At 37.9% G+C, this 15,903-nt stretch carries 17 protein-coding genes; 9 read left to right on the top strand and 8 right to left on the bottom strand.

The features are described 5' to 3' along the window. The first annotated feature begins 4 nt into the window (after nt 1-4). Nucleotides 5-1,369: a dicarboxylate/amino acid:cation symporter gene (locus J9318_RS07120; RefSeq protein WP_210559269.1), complete on the top strand. Its 1,365-nt coding sequence runs from the start codon at nt 5-7 to the stop codon at nt 1,367-1,369. Between the two features lie 106 nt (nt 1,370-1,475). On the opposite strand, the gene J9318_RS07115 is transcribed toward J9318_RS07120, so the two are convergent. Next, the gene (locus J9318_RS07115) at nt 1,476-1,868 is read right to left on the bottom strand and encodes a DUF3192 domain-containing protein (RefSeq protein WP_210559268.1); all 393 of its coding nucleotides are present in this window, start codon (nt 1,866-1,868) and stop codon (nt 1,476-1,478) included. Between the two features lie 159 nt (nt 1,869-2,027). Between J9318_RS07115 and J9318_RS07110 the strand changes: the two genes are divergently transcribed. After that, a complete protein-coding gene (locus J9318_RS07110; RefSeq protein ID WP_210559267.1) occupies nt 2,028-2,303 on the top strand; it encodes a hypothetical protein in 276 nt (91 codons plus the stop codon). Nucleotides 2,304-2,379: 76 nt separating this feature from the next. On the opposite strand, the gene syd is transcribed toward J9318_RS07110, so the two are convergent. Then, complete coding sequence (gene syd, locus J9318_RS07105) at nt 2,380-2,937, bottom strand: SecY-interacting protein (protein ID WP_210559266.1); 558 nt, start codon at nt 2,935-2,937, stop codon at nt 2,380-2,382. Between the two features lie 65 nt (nt 2,938-3,002). Between syd and queF the strand changes: the two genes are divergently transcribed. Then, nucleotides 3,003-3,851: an NADPH-dependent 7-cyano-7-deazaguanine reductase QueF gene (gene queF, locus J9318_RS07100; RefSeq protein WP_210559265.1), complete on the top strand. Its 849-nt coding sequence runs from the start codon at nt 3,003-3,005 to the stop codon at nt 3,849-3,851. Between the two features lie 11 nt (nt 3,852-3,862). Then, nucleotides 3,863-4,252, top strand: a complete 390-nt coding sequence (locus tag J9318_RS07095) for a ribonuclease E inhibitor RraB (RefSeq protein WP_210559264.1) — start codon at nt 3,863-3,865, stop codon at nt 4,250-4,252. Nucleotides 4,253-4,375: 123 nt separating this feature from the next. Here the strand turns inward: J9318_RS07095 and J9318_RS07090 are convergent, their stop codons facing one another. Next, a complete protein-coding gene (locus tag J9318_RS07090) occupies nt 4,376-5,797 on the bottom strand; it encodes a sodium-dependent transporter (RefSeq protein ID WP_210559263.1) in 1,422 nt (473 codons plus the stop codon). Nucleotides 5,798-5,950: 153 nt separating this feature from the next. On the opposite strand from J9318_RS07090, the gene J9318_RS07085 reads away from it, so the two are divergent. Next, complete coding sequence (locus J9318_RS07085) at nt 5,951-6,250, top strand: YciI family protein (protein ID WP_210559262.1); 300 nt, start codon at nt 5,951-5,953, stop codon at nt 6,248-6,250. A gap of 200 nt (nt 6,251-6,450) precedes the next feature. Continuing rightward, entirely contained in the window at nt 6,451-6,702 is a 252-nt protein-coding gene (locus tag J9318_RS07080) for a hypothetical protein (RefSeq protein ID WP_244731588.1), read from the top strand. Here the strand turns inward: J9318_RS07080 and J9318_RS07075 are convergent. From J9318_RS07075 to J9318_RS07065, 3 genes are read right to left on the bottom strand one after another with little or no spacing between them, the layout of a single operon-like run. Beyond that, a complete protein-coding gene (locus J9318_RS07075; RefSeq protein WP_210559260.1) occupies nt 6,692-7,159 on the bottom strand; it encodes a hypothetical protein in 468 nt (155 codons plus the stop codon). The genes J9318_RS07080 and J9318_RS07075 overlap by 11 nt on opposite strands. A gap of 3 nt (nt 7,160-7,162) precedes the next feature. Then, nucleotides 7,163-7,396, bottom strand: a complete 234-nt coding sequence (locus J9318_RS07070; RefSeq protein ID WP_210559259.1) for a hypothetical protein — start codon at nt 7,394-7,396, stop codon at nt 7,163-7,165. A gap of 3 nt (nt 7,397-7,399) precedes the next feature. Further along, complete coding sequence (locus tag J9318_RS07065) at nt 7,400-8,413, bottom strand: nucleoid-associated protein (protein WP_210559258.1); 1,014 nt, start codon at nt 8,411-8,413, stop codon at nt 7,400-7,402. 63 nt (nt 8,414-8,476) lie between these two features. Between J9318_RS07065 and J9318_RS07060 the strand changes: the two genes are divergently transcribed. Both J9318_RS07060 and J9318_RS07055 read left to right on the top strand, forming a co-directional pair. Further along, entirely contained in the window at nt 8,477-8,701 is a 225-nt protein-coding gene (locus tag J9318_RS07060) for a YejL family protein (protein WP_210559257.1), read from the top strand. A 30-nt stretch (nt 8,702-8,731) separates the two neighbouring features. Then, the gene (locus J9318_RS07055) at nt 8,732-10,201 is read left to right on the top strand and encodes a DUF3413 domain-containing protein (protein WP_210559256.1); all 1,470 of its coding nucleotides are present in this window, start codon (nt 8,732-8,734) and stop codon (nt 10,199-10,201) included. Here J9318_RS07055 and nosR read toward each other — a convergent pair. Beyond that, complete coding sequence (nosR, locus tag J9318_RS07050) at nt 10,198-11,484, bottom strand: response regulator c-di-GMP phosphodiesterase, NosR family (RefSeq protein ID WP_210559255.1); 1,287 nt, start codon at nt 11,482-11,484, stop codon at nt 10,198-10,200. The genes J9318_RS07055 and nosR overlap by 4 nt on opposite strands. An 89-nt stretch (nt 11,485-11,573) precedes the next feature. On the opposite strand from nosR, the gene J9318_RS07045 reads away from it, so the two are divergent. Further along, nucleotides 11,574-13,112 carry a sensor histidine kinase gene (locus tag J9318_RS07045; protein WP_210559254.1) on the top strand — a complete coding sequence of 513 codons (1,539 nt, stop codon included), beginning with the start codon at nt 11,574-11,576 and terminating at the stop codon, nt 13,110-13,112. Here J9318_RS07045 and acnA read toward each other — a convergent pair. Beyond that, nucleotides 13,081-15,744, bottom strand: coding sequence for an aconitate hydratase AcnA (acnA, locus tag J9318_RS07040; protein WP_210559253.1), 2,664 nt, complete (start codon nt 15,742-15,744; stop codon nt 13,081-13,083). The two genes, J9318_RS07045 and acnA, sit on opposite strands and share 32 nt — an antisense overlap. Between the last annotated feature and the right edge of the window lie 159 nt (nt 15,745-15,903).

Raw genomic sequence — 15,903 nt, 5'->3', positions numbered from 1 at the left:
ACAAATGACAATTCAACAGGATAATAAAAAAATGGGATTAACCGCGCGAATATTAATCGGTATGTTTTCCGGTATCGCGGTTGGTATATTTTTTCAGGTACTGTTTGGCAACGAAGGAGACTTTAAAATCCCGCTTGGTTTTGCTGAACTCTCTATTAAAGATTTTTTCGTAGATGGCGTATTTAAAGTCGGTGGGGCAATATTTGTCGCTAGTTTAAAAATGATCGTCGTCCCATTAGTATTTGTTTCATTAGTGGTTGGCACATGCAGTTTAAACGATACATCTAAACTTGCCCGTTTAGGTGGTAAATCAATCGCACTATATTTATTTACTACGGCCATTGCCATTACCTTAGCTATTGTTGCTGCATTGGTAATTGCACCTGGTGAGGGAGTTAATATGGCGACCGACGCAAACTATGCAGCAAAAGAAGCACCCGGGTTTGCGCAAGTGCTAATTAACATGTTCCCTACCAATCCAATTGCATCCATGGCAAATGGCAATATGCTTCAAGTTATTGTTTTTGCGTTGCTATTTGGTATTTCAATGGCCCTTGCCGGTAAGCCTGGTGAGCGCTTAGCTGCTATATTTGTTGATATTAACGCTGTTATTATGCGTCTTGTTGTCATCCTAATGAACCTAGCGCCATACGGTGTATTTTGTTTACTTGCAAAGCTTATGACAACAATGGATTTCGCTATTATTGCTAATTTAGGTAAATACTTCCTTCTTGTTATCGCAGTTCTACTTATACATGGGCTAGTCATTTATGGTGTGCTGTTAAAGTCGCTTACCGGACTCAACCCTGTCATGTTTTATAAAAAAATGCGAGATGCCGCTCTTTTTGCATTTAGTACGTCAAGTTCAGGTGCAACGTTACCAGTAACGATGGAAACCGCGACAAAAAAACTTGGTGTTAAAAATTCTATAGCTTCATTCACTTTGCCTATGGGCGCTACTTTAAACATGGATGGCACTGCGATAATGCAGGGCGTTGCGACTGTTTTCATTGCACAGATTTTCGCCGTTGATCTAACTATTGGCGATTATTTAATGGTGGTACTAACTGCGACACTTGCTTCAATTGGTACAGCAGCTGTTCCCGGGGTTGGCTTGGTAATGTTGGCAATGGTTTTACAACAAGTCGGTCTGCCGGTTGAAGGTATTGCATTAATTTTAGGTGTTGACCGTCTATTAGATATGACACGAACCGCGGTGAATGTAACGGGTGATTGTATGGTAAGTTGTGTTGTAGCCACTTCTGAAAATGAATTTGATTACGATAGGTTCAACGATCCTAACGCTGGCATTGCTAGTGAAGAAGTTGATTTTCATCATATAAAAAATTCAGGTACTGAGAAAAGTTAAGGCTTTACTTATTTCATAAAAAAGCCCTTGTACGTCTATTGACGTTCAAGGGCTTTTATCTATCGACTTCATAGTCGTTAGTAGCTATATTTTTATTACCTTGAGGCTACAACCTTTCATACGCTTTCTTTCCAAAGCCAACTAACGTGCCATCTTTAAAAATTAATGGCGTACATTCATCTTTAGTCGTCTCTCCATCAGAGTGCTTGTGACGAGTTCTATAGAATATGACTTGAACCGACTTACCTTCTGATTCAAAAGCTTCGTTAAACTTAGGTGTTCCCATTATGCCTCTCACCTTTTCGAATTCATCACCAATTTGTAAGCTAGCAATTTTATCGTTGTTTACCCGTTGCTCTTCCTTCCAGTGTGAATCAGAGTTAGACTTTGAACTAATCCAATCGGCGTCATGACCATCGTCTGATGCGACAATGATACAACCAGTCATTGATAGTGCTAATGGCAAAGCGATTAGAAGTTTAAAAGCCGAGTTTTTCATAATTATTATTCCTTTTTTTTTGATTCAAGTTGTTATAATTTAAACTTTCAATACAATTTTAATTCCAACTTTTAACCTGTTGTATTATAACGAATTTAAACTGATTGTTAATTACCAACTTGTGAATTTAACCACTAAATTAGTCTATGAGACCAATTAATGAATACAAATGAAGTCGTCGATATCTGTAAACAGCTCGTTGCTGAAGGCAAACAACCCTCAGTAGCGTTAGTAAAAACGAGAATGCGTGGTGCAAAACAGCTACCAGTCATTATTGCTGGCATTAAGCAGTACAACTCTAATCCTAAAATGATAACTGAAGCCGAAAATACGACTACGATAGAAGTTACAACGCTTTCTAATGAGGAAAGAATATCAATCTTAGAGAGGCAGGTTCAGGTACTTACCGATGAGTTAAAAAAGCTCACTAAATAGTGAGCTAAACGTTCAGTTAAAATCGAATTAGAGCGTTAATAATAAATTGAATTTAAGGTGCGTGTTGGCTCTCTTTCTATAATTTCAAAATGCTACAGTCATTTAAAAACGCAACCAGATCCTTAGCTAACACCTCATGAGGCTCTTTTCCTACATACTCCAGACAGACTTCGCCAGTGTCATTATTAACGACTATGTTCAGGTCTTCTTGGTCTGTTAAACCAAAAAACAAAGTTGGTGTTTGTTTTAATTTTTGTTTCATTAACAGGTGCCCCACCAAGTTTTGTTGGAGCCTTTCAAAGTCTTCTAACGACCAAGCCTGTAACACCTGAAACTCGCCTTTAACATGAGCCATGTTTAAGTTGTCTGAGAAATACGTGGTAAAAAGCGAACTATACTGAGGGTCTATAGTAATATTAAAAGCCTCGCCTACATTATCGAAGCTTAATTCACTTTCAATGTGCTGGGATTGCAAAACCGGTTTCCATATCAAACGTTCGTTTTGTTTTTGAACGCACGGTGACGGCCAATCTGGATCCTGTTCAACCGTTAAATAACCATTCTTTTCACTTAAGTTGGTCCACTGTGTCACTAAATTAGCTAATACTTGTTTTAAATCGGGGTTTTTAGACATTAAACCTTCACTTTTAATGGTTGGCATTTACAATATAGGGCATGTAAATATATAGATTTTTGATCATGACAGCAAAATATAATGATAGCGAAGTATTAGGAAAATTGTCATTAGGGAAAGTGACTGAATATGCAAGCACATACGATGCAACTTTATTGCAGGGTGTGCCACGTAGCTTAAACAGAAATGACTTGGACCTTGGTGAGGAACTACCATTTAAAGGCGTTGATTTATGGACAGGTTACGAAGTCAGTTGGCTGAATAACAAAGGTAAGCCCGTTGTCGCTATCGCGGAGTTTTATGTTCCAATTAACAGTGAAAACTTAATTGAGAGTAAATCTTTTAAGCTTTATTTAAATAGCTTTAATCAAACTCGTTTTAACGACTGGACTTCGGTCAATGAAACAATGCAGTCTGACCTTTCAAATTGCGCTGGTAAACCTGTCAAAGTAAATTTATTTGATATAAAAGAAGTGGAACATTTTCAGATACATGCGCTTCCGGGTGAAAACATTGATGACCTTGATATTGAGATCGAAAGTTATGAGTTTGATACATCACTTTTAAAATGTAGCCCAGATGACATTGTTGTTACAGAAACCTTAAATAGTCATTTGTTAAAGTCAAACTGCTTAATTACAAATCAACCTGATTGGGCAAGTCTTGTTATTGAGTATACTGGACGCAAGATTGATCACGAGTCCATGCTTCGGTATTTAATATCGTTTAGAATGCACAACGAGTTTCATGAACAGTGCGTAGAGCGAATTTTTACTGACATTATGGCACTTTGTTCACCGCAAGAGTTGAGCGTTTATGCTCGCTATACTCGCCGCGGTGGCCTAGATATCAATCCGTTCCGCTCAAACAAATACGATAATATACCTTTTGTAACTCGAATAAACCGACAATAAGTAGACGAATAATGAATTTTCCTAACGATGAAACTGGCCAGATATTAAAAGAGATGGCTGATGCAGGTTTTGATTTTACTCCTGAGTATGTAGTTGACTTTTTTGCCCTCTTCCACAAAGAAGAAGATGCGGACAAAGTAGCCAAGATCTTTTTACGCAGGATGGATGAACAAGAACCAATCGTAAAAGTTGAAAGCCGCAATTACGATCATGGCGGCGAAGCAAGTGATGCTATTGAGTTACAAGTGTCAAAAGTCTTACTTGTTAATCACGAGACGATTAGCGAATTTGAAAAAGACTATAAACGTATTGCCGAAAAACATAGTGGTTACTCCGATGGTTGGGGAGTTTATATGGGTGATGAAGACTACGATGATGAAGAGGATAGCTACGTAGAATAGATAGCTACGTAGAATAAATAGCTACGTTAAAACCTAAAGAATTAGTCGCACTGCTCACCAGAAATAAAAAAACCGCTATCACAGCGGTTTTTTATTTAGAACTAATATGTGTATTTTACGAATTTAGAATAGTAAATTCACTGCAAAGAACTTCATTGCTACTGTATTGATAAAAATCACAGCTAGTACAAGTGGAATGATGGTGGATAACGCAAAATCGCTATACTTCAATAGGAACTGATGTTTCCCCGGCTCGGCGCCTTCCATTAACTCGTTATTAAAATTAGCTTTTTTCCAGCGATGCGACACAAACAAACATATTAACAAACCGTTTAACGGCAATATGGTGTCGTAAAACACATCGTATATCACATCAAATAGCGACTTATCAGCACCGGCATAACTTACAAACTTAGTGAAAAACTCTGACATACCAAAAGACATAGAAGCAAACACGCTTAACAATACAACCATAACCGCTAGAGTCGATAGAGACTTTTTACGAGAATAGTTTTTCTCTCCCATAATCGCAGAGTTTGGTACTTCAATAATAGATACTAGTGACGTTATCGCTGCGAAGAATACAAGCAAGAAAAACAGTGACGCTATAGCGCTCGCGCCAAAGTAGCCGATATCGGTTTGTAAAGATAAGAAGATTTTAGGAAGTAAAACAAAAATCAAAGAAATAGACGACTCTGATAACTCAGAAGGGTCAACCTGTGGGTCAAAGCTAAATATCGCTGGCATTATTAATAAACCAGCAACAAAGGCAACACCAGTGTCAGTTAGAGCAACTAACTTTGATGAGTCGGCAATATCTTGTTTTTTACTCATGTAAGAACCATAAGTAACCAAAATACCCATACCTAGTGATAACGAAAAGAAGGCTTGAGACAAAGCACCGCTAACAACACTTGCGGTTATTTTACTAAAATCAGGTAATACGTAAAAGGACACTCCAGCTAGCGCATTGTCTAACGTTAAGACATAAATAACGAGTAGTATAAGTAATAAGAATAACGACGGCATCAATACTTTTGCAGCCTTTTCAATGCCCTCTTTTACACCGCTCATTAAAATAAAGCCTGTTATTGCTGCTACAACCGCCATGTAAATAAATAATTGTGAGCCAGTAACAAAACTTTCAAATGTTGCAGGGTTTGCTAATAACTCTAAGTCACCAGTAACCGCACCAAATAAGTAACCAAATATCCATACGGTAATTACCAGATAAAACACGCCAATCATGAACGGAGTAATAACCCCTAGCCAGCCAGCGATTTTCCACTTGCTGTCATTATCAGACAATTTTGAATACGCCCCTAGAGGATCTTTATTCGTGTGTCGACCAACGGCCATTTCAGCCATCATGACTGGCAAACATATAATGATGACAAATAACGCATATATAAATAAAAATGCACCCCCGCCATTTTTTGCTGCCGCTACAGGGAAGCCAACCAGGTTACCAATACCAACAGCAGAGCCAGCTGCTGCTAATATAAATCCGAGCTTTGACGAAAAATGCTCTCTATCCGCACTCATACAAACTACCTTTATTATAATTATTTTTTAATTGTTTATACCTCATGCTATCAAGTAATTAACATACTGTCTTCCCATTCAACTTGATTTTTCCGTCAATTAAAGCAAGATCCGCCAAATTATTTTACTAAACTTATAATTAGGGACACTAAAATGTATTACATGATCTATTCTGAAGATGTACAGGATTCTCTTTCCAAGCGTTTAGCTACAAGAGAAAAGCACTTAGCACGATTAGTTAAACTTAAAGAACAAGGTCGTTTATTGGTTGCCGGCCCACTACCAGCAATTGATAGTGAAAACCCTGGCGAAGCTGGTTTCACAGGCTCACTAGTAATTGCAGAGTTCGATTCACTGCAGGACGCTGAAAAATGGGCTAGTCTAGATCCGTATATTGAAGCGGGTGTTTATGCAAAATCCACGGTAAAACCATACAAGAAAGTTTTACCTTAATTAAAAAAGATAAAGGTATTAGATTGTTCATTCGACTTGTTCAGGTATTAATCTTGTTGCCCTTGGCGTTTTCTTTTTCAGCGAACGCCAATTTTTTCTATAACTCTAAAGAAATTGATAATTGTAAAAAAAAGCATAAGAGCCCTATGGACTATAGCTTGTGCCTCGACGCAGCATATGTACAAGTAGAAAGAGAGCTTATGACTTGGGAAACAAACGTCGAGATAATATTAAGAGATTTAAATAAAGCAGAAACTGGCAATGATCCAATCGCCTTATATAAATCATCAGTTAGACTTTTTGAGAAATATAAAAAGGCGACGTGTAAATGGCAATATATTTCTATGTTACCTGATGTTACTGCTTCAATTTCACTAGCCAAAGAGTGTGAGATTTATATGACAAAAGATCGCATAGAAAAGTTAAAGGAATTAAGCGAACTCAATTTTTAGCATTATTATCTTTGTCCATTAATAAATCCGCTTCCGACCTTAACTTCGCTTTAGTGCGGATGTTTGCAAAAGGGTCACCCTCTTCTTTAGGCTTATCAAATGAGCCGTTGCCGTTTGTTGCTTTATTTGTTTTCTTGCTGCTTGAAGACTGAGACTGCTTTTGAAATTTTCTTAAAAAGCTTAGGTTTTCGTGCCCGATTTCAGCCTTTTTAGAAAAACGCGAAAATAAATAAAAATACGAAGCCGTTAAGGTTATGTAAGCAATCCATTTCAAAATAAACGACGTGGCAATAAAGTCCTGTCCGTCATTGGAAGTTGCGACATAGTCCAAATAGTCTTTATGAATCAACGAGACCAATAGTAAAGCAAGCAAGTAGCCTAATGTTGTTAATAATTGCGCTTTGTACTTTTTCCAAATTGTTATAAAAAAAGTCCATCGGACGACATGTTGAAACATAATCTAGCTCCAAAGCGATAACCCAAGTAGAGATGCCAGTACAAGAAGTCCTTTTTCTTTGGCGCTGCCATAGATTTTGTCTTCTTCTTCTTTCACTAGAATCTCTAATTGAGCTTCATTAAAATCACTTGGTGTTTTCCCAGCCAGCATAATGCGAGTTTCAGCTTTTTTTATTGCCTTTTCTCGCACTTTTTCAGCTACTTTTTTCTTAAGGTTCAGTGATTCTTTTAGGTTCATTGTTTACTCTAAGCCAAACTCATTTAGTAATACCGCTTTTAAGGAAGCTGGCACACCTTTAATCGTAAGCTCATCTCGTTGAGGGTTATAATTTACTCTATCACCTAATAGGATTCGATCAAAGGATACTGATACCCCCTGCCCACTTCCAGACAGTTTAACCAATTTTCTAACGGTACTTTTATCTAAAGTTACATTATCGTCAAATGAGTAGTCTTGCTGGCTAATAAAGTCTTTAAATTCATTATCTGCTGACATTGATAACGTATCATTTAACTCAGCTAGTCGAGCATCTTCTCCACTCGCAATGCGTTCGTTACAATATTCAAAGACTTTTTCTCGAGTTTCAGCTTTTTCATTTGGGTCCATCGTTTCCGATGACATGAAGTCATCAATAGCCGATAAAAGCTCTTTACTTTGCGACTTAGCGTTAATCGTCTCTGTACACCCTAATAGGTCCATAAAAAAGTCATTAACTTGTCTACCGGCACGACCTTTAATAAACGATATCGTTTTTAAATCATCCGCACTGTGCAACAAACTACTCACGTCAATTCGGGCGGCTAATTGAATCTTATTAATGTCTAAATGACGTTCACGTTTAATACCAAATTCATTGTCTACCGAGAAATGATCAGTCAAATTAACAACACCAACCATCACGTAGCGAGTCGCAACATACTCATAATCGATTAATAACAAATAGCCAGTTTCTTCAAACTCATATTTCTCTAACTCGGCTTGAAAAATTTTAAGCACTTCTTTTGACAGGTGGTCAAAAGGCAGTTCTTTGCCCAGATAGCTTTGCAAGCGATGAGAGAATGCGGTATTTTTTTCTTCTGAAAACGCCGCGTAACTTTTACTTGGTTTTGCGTTGTAAATGTTGTGAAGTTGCTCTACAAAAGTGAAAGCCTTGGTTAAGCTTTCGTCGGCCATTACTGCCCATTTAGTTGAAAACTCTGTTTCAGCCTGCTTTTCGTAAAATGCGATAGAAAATTGATTTACTGCTAATGACATGTGTTTTCCTAGTCACCTAATGTGTTAAGATTCGCACTTCGAACCATTAATAAAGATATCGTTATGCCAATCATATCAAAATACTCAAACGATGAGATTAATAATTTAGTTGAAGAATTATTACAAGTTGTACAAAAAAACAAAGTTTCTGTAGATTTAGCTCTAATTGCGCTCGGTAATACTGTTAGTAATGTAATTGACGACAACGTCAAACCTGATGTAAAACAACAAATAGCTAAAAGTTTTGCTGATGCTTTGTTAAATTCATTAAGTGCACCAAAGCATTAATGTGACAAGCAAGGGACTGATTTAAAATCAATGGTAATAAAACTTAAAGATCAATGGGAAACCGAACAACCATTTAACCTTCTATCTTGGGGTCATTGGTTTACATTTGCTAATCTATTTTTAGCTTTGGTGTTTTCATTTTTCTACATTGTTGAACATAGCCTACCAGTCACTCTTTCTGGTTGGCTTTATTTTGTCACCACTTGGCTAGGGCATTTTGCGTTCCTGTCGTTAAGTTGTTTCATTATTACCATATTTCCCGTTATTATTTTGTTTCCATACAAACGTCATATTCGCGGAGTTTCTGCCGTTATGGCGTCTTTTTTCCAACTCTATTTGTTCTTAGATGTGCTTGCCTACAGAGGTTTAGGTTACCACTTAACTTCTAGCTCATTTAATCAAATTAGTGAAGTAGAAGATGTATATGTGGGCATTATGGGCGATAGTTACTTTGTTATGGTATTAGCAGTATATGTGTTGATACTTGGCTATCAATTTTTTGCAAGCAACTACACTTGGAAGAAAATTCACGTATTACAGAACTTTTCAAAAAGATATGTAATTGCTGGAACTTTAATCGCTAGTTTCTTCTTTAGCCATCTTATGCACATATGGGCAGATGCTACTCTTAATACAGATATTGCAAAGCAAGGTTCAATGTTTCCAGCGCACTATCCATTAACAGCCAAAACACTATTAGCCCGATACGATCTGCTAGATTTAGAGAAATATAACGACTCAAAATCAAATAGAGCATTGGTTAACAATAGTATCTACAAAGTATCTGATACTAAACCAGTACAATGTGATGTGACTTCTAGTCCTAATTTGCAGGTATTTTTGTTACCTCAAAACAATAAATTGCAAGTTGAGAAGTGGTTATCAACAAATAACATTAACTACCAAGCAACAAATCAACTTTCTATTCCTAAAGACTTAAACATCTTATTGTTCAATTTTACAACAGGATTACCTGGGTTATATGAGTCTGCGGAAATGGACTTAAAAGTGAATAGTCACATTGATTCAAGTAAAATATCTGTTGAACTATCGAGTGCAAATTTTGACGAAACATCTGGTTACCGAGACTTAGCCGCTAAAAAGATATATGTCTTTTACGATACTAGTAAAAAAGATATCTTTTACCGAACTAATGCATTATTGGTAGGTTTTGATAGAGCTCCCGATATGGCGTTTAGCCCGCAAAATCTAGTGGCAAGTTACCTTAACGATGTCCTGCTTTGTCCAGACTATGTTGCTAACAACCTAGTTGACGTGCCACTTAGCGAAATTAACTTAAATAATATCACCACTAACTTTTCTGAAGAGCATTTTTACTTTGTTTACAAAGACAATGCGATACTGTTCAAAAAAGGTCAGTTAATAAAAAATACAGCCTACTCCACAGATAAAAAGGTTAACGACTCCGTTGATATATATGTATTGCAACGCGCCGCTGATAATCTTACAAAACGACGCGTCAAAACAGAATTAAATTAATAGATAAAAATGGTTAGAAAACAGTCGTTATCTTTTTCGTAATTAACTAATTTAGCAATAGCCGCTTCTGTTAGGGTCGTATCCTTTGTTAACATAATACCACCGGTTTTATTTTTGACATCGTCCGACACTATCATCCCAGGCTCTAGTTTATTTGTCGCGACACAATAGTCGGCGTCTAACTCCTCAATATCAGGAATTCGAGTTAGCAAATCTAAATACTGATCCACTATTTTATAATCATACAGTTTGCCGCGTTGTTCCTTCAGTTGAAACGCAGCTCTATCTGGAGACAGTTTATTACCGTCTTTATGACCAAGCAGTAGGTAATCATAATCACTCACCACTTTTAAAATTCTAGACCCTAAGGGTATTTCATCTTTCTTTAAATTATCTGGGTAACCGGAGCCATCATAGTTTTCGTACTGATGTTTTATATTTTCAGCAACTTCTTTAAAGTTTGGCAACTTACTGAGTATTTTAGCTCCGTCTACAGCATGCTTTTTAAATGCAAGATTTTCTTCAGTCGTACGTTCAAACTCCACTGTTTTAAGTAACTTATCGGTAATTGCGACCTTACCAACTTCATGCAGGAGTCCAGTCAAATAGATATTAATTGATTCCGCCCTACTCAAACCAAGTTCTTCAGCCAATATTTTTCCGTGTGCAGCTACGCGCTTACTGTGACCATTTTCGTGACCTGCTCGGTCTTCAATTATTAAGCTGACCATATCGAGAATTTGGCGAAAGAAGCGTCTTTGTTTCATAGTCGAGCGTTTAAGCATCGCCGCTTTATGGTTTAGTTCTTTCGTACGAGCAGCGACTTTTTCTTCTAACTTTGCATTAGCCTCTTTCAACTCTGTATTGACCGCTACTAATTTCCCTGACAGTTCCGTATTTTGAGCTTTGAGCGTGTAGCGGCCTATCGCATTTTTTAAAAGTGCTTTTAAATTGTCGTTGTTCCAAGGCTTGCAAACGTAATTAAAAATATCGCCTTCGTTAATAGCTTTTACTGTACTGTCAATGTCTGCATAGCCGCTTAATAAAATTCTAATTGAATCTGGAGATATCTCTTTTGCCTTGGATAAAAAAGTTGCCCCATCCATATTGGGCATCTTCATATCGGAGATGACGATGGCATATTCATTCTCTTCTAGCGCTTCAAGTGCCAACTCGCCATTTACGAATGTATCTACAACATAATCTTTGCGAAATAGTCGCTTTAGCGAGTTTAATATTTCAACTTCATCATCTAGTAATAATATTTTGTACTTTTCTGACATAAAACGCCTATATTTAATCAATAAAGTCTGTAAAAACGTACTATTCTTAAACTATAGCTCACTTTTCAAGGAACTACAGATAGTTAAATATGGCTGACGAAATACAAAATCGCATTGATGCACTCGAAAAAGCACTAGAACGAGAGAAAGCGGCCAGAAAAATGGCCGAAACTCTTTTAGAACAAAGATCTAGGGAAATATTCGAGTCAAATCAAAGCCTTAAAAACCAAGCAAGTGAAGCGAAGTTGCAGCAGTTACAACTGTCTTTCTTTACCGGGTTGTCGGCTGATATATGGAACGCAGATTCTGTAAATGCGACGGTTCAAGTATATCTTCGTCGGGCCAGTGAGTTCTTGGATAATGCTCAATGTATATTTTTCCAACTTCGTCAAAAGTCTCCAAATAATCAATGGACATTAGCCTCAGTAATGGAACTTGAACAGCCATCTAAAAATAAGAGTGGTGCTAAAAGCGACAAGCGAACCGAAATAAACGAACAACCTTCAGAGATCAGAGATTTGGTAAAAGTTTTTAACTTTGGAACCATATTAGATTCGGTGGAAGGCTCTGGTGGTGAAAGTACATTATTGCCTATGAATGCTTTAATTGATAACGAAAGTAGCTTTGAGTACGCTTATTTGGTCCCTTTGTTTCACATTAAAAATAATCGAGGCTTCGCTTGTTTTGTTTATTCAGATTCGACTCAAATAGACATCCTGAAACTGCAATCAGTAGAGTCTTCTCGTTCTATGCTAGCGGTTGCAGTACAACGACAAATGGCAACCGTTAATCTTGGTAACCGATTTAAAGAATTAGAAAAAACCTATAAAAAACTCGATGATACACAACGCCAACTTATTCAATCTGAACGCATGGCATCTATAGGACAACTAGCCGCTGGTGTTGCACATGAGATTAACAACCCTATTGGTTTTGTGATCAGCAATTATGAAACTTTAGCGGAATATATTGCGGTACTAAATACACTGTTGGATCTTATTGTTGAGGCGAAAAACGACTCCAGTGCATTAAATAAGGTGGAGGCTTTATGGAAAGAAGAAGATGTAGATTTTATTCGCACTGATGTTAATGACCTAATTGTAGCGTCCAAAGGTGGTTTAAAACGTGTTCAAGACATTGTTGCCGGACTAAAATCATTTTCACATAGTGACAGTAAGAGTTATGAAACAATTAGCTTAAATGACTGCATAGAAGACTCTATTCAGTTAGTTTGGAATGAGCTTAAATATAATTGTGAAGTTGAGAAACACCTTGATGTAGTGAGCAATATAAAAGGCAATTTTGGTCAAATTGAACAAGTTATAGTAAATATGTTAATTAACGCGAAACATGCAATGGAAGACGGTGGCACTATCACGGTTTCTACCGAACAAGAACAAGACCAAGTCATAGTGAAAATTTCCGATACTGGAACCGGTATTAGCCCAGAGAATCTTGAAAAACTCTTTACTCCCTTCTTCACTACTAAAGCTGTTGGGGTAGGAACTGGTCTTGGACTATCCATTTCTTATGGGATACTCCAAGACCACGGCGCAAACATTTCAGTTGATAGCCAACTAGGTCAGGGCACTACTTTTACGATGAGCTTTCCAGCATATTACGAATAACATAAGATAAAATGCCACCATTTGAAAAGTAATCAAACTCATTAGCTGTGTCTATTCTAACGTCAAACTGAATCGTTTTTTTACTACCCTCACTCTCGACTGTCACATCCACTTGTTTTTGACCAGCATCAACAGATGGCACCGAAAACAACTCTTTGCCAGTTAAACCATGAGATTCTGCACTTTCTCCCGACTTAAACTGAAGTGGTAAAATCCCCATTCCAATTAAATTAGAACGGTGAATACGTTCATAACTTTCTGCCATTACGACTTTAATCCCGAGCAAAGCAGGCCCTTTAGCCGCCCAATCTCGACTTGAGCCAGTGCCATATTCTTTACCAGCAATTACCAAAGTATCAACGCTCTCTTGTTTATACTTCATTGCAGCATCGAATATAGACATTTGCTCGTCTGAAGGGTAATGCGTCGTAGCACTACCCTTAGTTCCTGGCGCTAACTGATTTTGTAATCGCACATTTGCAAATGTGCCTCGCATCATTACCTCATGATTACCACGACGAGACCCATATGAATTGAAATCGCTCTTCTCAACTCCTTGCTCCTGCAAGTATTTCGCGGCAGGACTATCAATCGCAATTGATCCTGCAGGTGAGATATGATCGGTAGTAATGCTATCTTCAACTTTCACCAAGCAGCGAGCTTCGACTATTGGTTTAATATCACTTGATGTTGCACCCATCCCCTCAAAAAACGGAGGTTGCTTTATATAAGTTGATTCTGGCCAGCTATAGATAGTTTCATCACCAGAAGATAAAGAGTTCCACGTCTCATCACCATTAAATACATCAGCATATTTTTCAGTAAAAATGGATCGAGAAATAGATGCTGCAACGACCTCTTTAATTTCTTGATCTGACGGCCATATGTCTTTCAGGTAAACATCATTTCCTTGGCTATCTTTACAAAGTGGCGAATTTGCCACGTCTATATTCATATTGCCGGCTATTGCATATGCGACAACTAACGGTGGAGAAGCTAAGTAATTAGCAGCGATATCAGCATGAATACGACCTTCAAAGTTTCTATTGCCTGATAAAACCGAGGTTACAGACAAATTATTATCTCTTATTGCCTTACCAATCTCGTCTGGCAATGGCCCAGAATTACCGATACAGGTTGTACATCCATAACCCACTAAGTTAAAACCTAATGCTTCCAAGTCATCCATTAAGCCGGCATTTTCTAGGTATTGCGTCACCACTTGTGAACCAGGAGCTAAAGATGTTTTCACCCACGGCTTAGACTTAATTCCAAGTTTAGCCGCATTTCGTGCTAACAGGCCAGCTGCAACTAGCACTGACGGATTCGAAGTATTGGTGCAACTGGTTATGGCGGCTATTACTACAGAACCATTTTTTAATTCAAACTCATTATCATTGTAAGTGACCATCACATCAGATTTGTTAGTCGCGGTCGCGTTTAAAGCGCCCCACTCCTTGTATTGCTCCGCGGCTTCGCTTAATGCAATACGGTCTTGTGGACGTTTAGGGCCAGCAATGCTTGGTCTTACTGTCGATAAATCAAAGTCGATTTGTTCATGATAATCAGCCTCAACCGTTGAAGTATCATGCCAAATACCTAATTGTTTTGCGTACTTCTCAACTCGTTCGATGTCTTGTTCAGATCGCCCAGTTAAGTGCAGATAATTAAGGGATTCTTTGTCGAGGGGAAAAATACCGCAGGTAGCTCCATACTCTGGAGCCATATTTGCGATTGTTGCTCTGTCAGCGAGTGACAAGTGCTCTAAGCCTTCACCATAAAACTCTACAAATTTACCAACAACGCCATGCGCTCTAAGTTGTTCTGTAATTGTTAGGACTAAGTCTGTTGCTGTGACGCCAGGATTTAGCTTTCCTGAAAGTTTAAAACCAACTATTTTTGGAATTAGCATAGTGACAGGCTGACCAAGCATCGCTGCTTCTGCTTCGATACCACCAACACCCCAGCCTAAAATTCCTAGACCGTTTATCATGGTAGTATGTGAATCAGTTCCAACCAAAGTATCTGGGTATGCCCATTCCTCGCCGTCAAACTGGCCATCAAACACACATCGCGCCAAGTACTCAAGATTAACTTGGTGGACTATACCGCGCCCTGGAGGAACAACTTTAAAATTATCAAAGGCTGATTGACCCCATTTTAAAAACTGGTATCGCTCTTTATTTCGTTGAACTTCAATATCAGTATTCTTTTTAAATGCGTCGTCAGATGCAAAATAGTCAACCATTACAGAATGGTCGATAACCAGCTCTACCGGATTAAATGGGTTAATTTTGTTGGCATCTCCGCCCAGTGTTGACATGGCGTCGCGCATTGCTGCTAAATCTACTATTGCTGGTACGCCAGTGAAGTCTTGCAACACCACTCTTGCTGGAACGAATGATATTTCCTGTTCCTTACTTGAAGTTACATCCCACTCAGCTAAGGCCTTAATATCTTGTTCTTGGACAAAGGGTTTTTCTTCATGGCGAAGTAAATTTTCTAAAAGAATTTTAGCGGCGTAAGGCAATCTGGTAAGGTTGTACTTCGACTCAAGCTTTTCAAAGCTAATGCAATTGAGGGTTTTGTTACTGAGTTGCAACTTTGCAACTGACTTCCACTGTGTAGACATAATAGCTCCCATTATTCATAAATATTTGAATTTATATGACTTGCTCTTATACCTTACTAAGGGTAGAAGTGATTTAGATCAACCTCAAGATAAAACTTTTTATTATCTTTCTACTCACTCTTATTTAATTATTCATTGCGAATACTCAATCAAGGCTAT

This window comes from Psychrosphaera aestuarii (genome assembly GCF_017948405.1).
Lineage (GTDB): Bacteria > Pseudomonadota > Gammaproteobacteria > Enterobacterales > Alteromonadaceae > Psychrosphaera > Psychrosphaera aestuarii.
Note: the sequence above shows the minus strand (reverse complement) of the source record. Positions and strands in the feature narration are given on the sequence as shown.

Coding starts and splice junctions, on each gene's coding strand:
- J9318_RS07065 (WP_210559258.1), bottom strand. CDS start 8,413: ATGTCATTAGCAGTAAATCAATTTTCTATCGCATTTTACGAAAAGCAG.
- J9318_RS07080 (WP_244731588.1), top strand. CDS start 6,451: ATGACTTGGGAAACAAACGTCGAGATAATATTAAGAGATTTAAATAAA.
- J9318_RS07090 (WP_210559263.1), bottom strand. CDS start 5,797: ATGAGTGCGGATAGAGAGCATTTTTCGTCAAAGCTCGGATTTATATTA.
- acnA (WP_210559253.1), bottom strand. CDS start 15,744: ATGTCTACACAGTGGAAGTCAGTTGCAAAGTTGCAACTCAGTAACAAA.
- J9318_RS07085 (WP_210559262.1), top strand. CDS start 5,951: ATGTATTACATGATCTATTCTGAAGATGTACAGGATTCTCTTTCCAAG.
- J9318_RS07075 (WP_210559260.1), bottom strand. CDS start 7,159: ATGTTTCAACATGTCGTCCGATGGACTTTTTTTATAACAATTTGGAAA.
- nosR (WP_210559255.1), bottom strand. CDS start 11,484: ATGTCAGAAAAGTACAAAATATTATTACTAGATGATGAAGTTGAAATA.
- J9318_RS07120 (WP_210559269.1), top strand. CDS start 5: ATGACAATTCAACAGGATAATAAAAAAATGGGATTAACCGCGCGAATA.
- J9318_RS07055 (WP_210559256.1), top strand. CDS start 8,732: ATGGTAATAAAACTTAAAGATCAATGGGAAACCGAACAACCATTTAAC.
- J9318_RS07095 (WP_210559264.1), top strand. CDS start 3,863: ATGAATTTTCCTAACGATGAAACTGGCCAGATATTAAAAGAGATGGCT.
- J9318_RS07115 (WP_210559268.1), bottom strand. CDS start 1,868: ATGAAAAACTCGGCTTTTAAACTTCTAATCGCTTTGCCATTAGCACTA.
- queF (WP_210559265.1), top strand. CDS start 3,003: ATGACAGCAAAATATAATGATAGCGAAGTATTAGGAAAATTGTCATTA.
- syd (WP_210559266.1), bottom strand. CDS start 2,937: ATGTCTAAAAACCCCGATTTAAAACAAGTATTAGCTAATTTAGTGACA.
- J9318_RS07045 (WP_210559254.1), top strand. CDS start 11,574: ATGGCTGACGAAATACAAAATCGCATTGATGCACTCGAAAAAGCACTA.
- J9318_RS07110 (WP_210559267.1), top strand. CDS start 2,028: ATGAATACAAATGAAGTCGTCGATATCTGTAAACAGCTCGTTGCTGAA.
- J9318_RS07060 (WP_210559257.1), top strand. CDS start 8,477: ATGCCAATCATATCAAAATACTCAAACGATGAGATTAATAATTTAGTT.
- J9318_RS07070 (WP_210559259.1), bottom strand. CDS start 7,396: ATGAACCTAAAAGAATCACTGAACCTTAAGAAAAAAGTAGCTGAAAAA.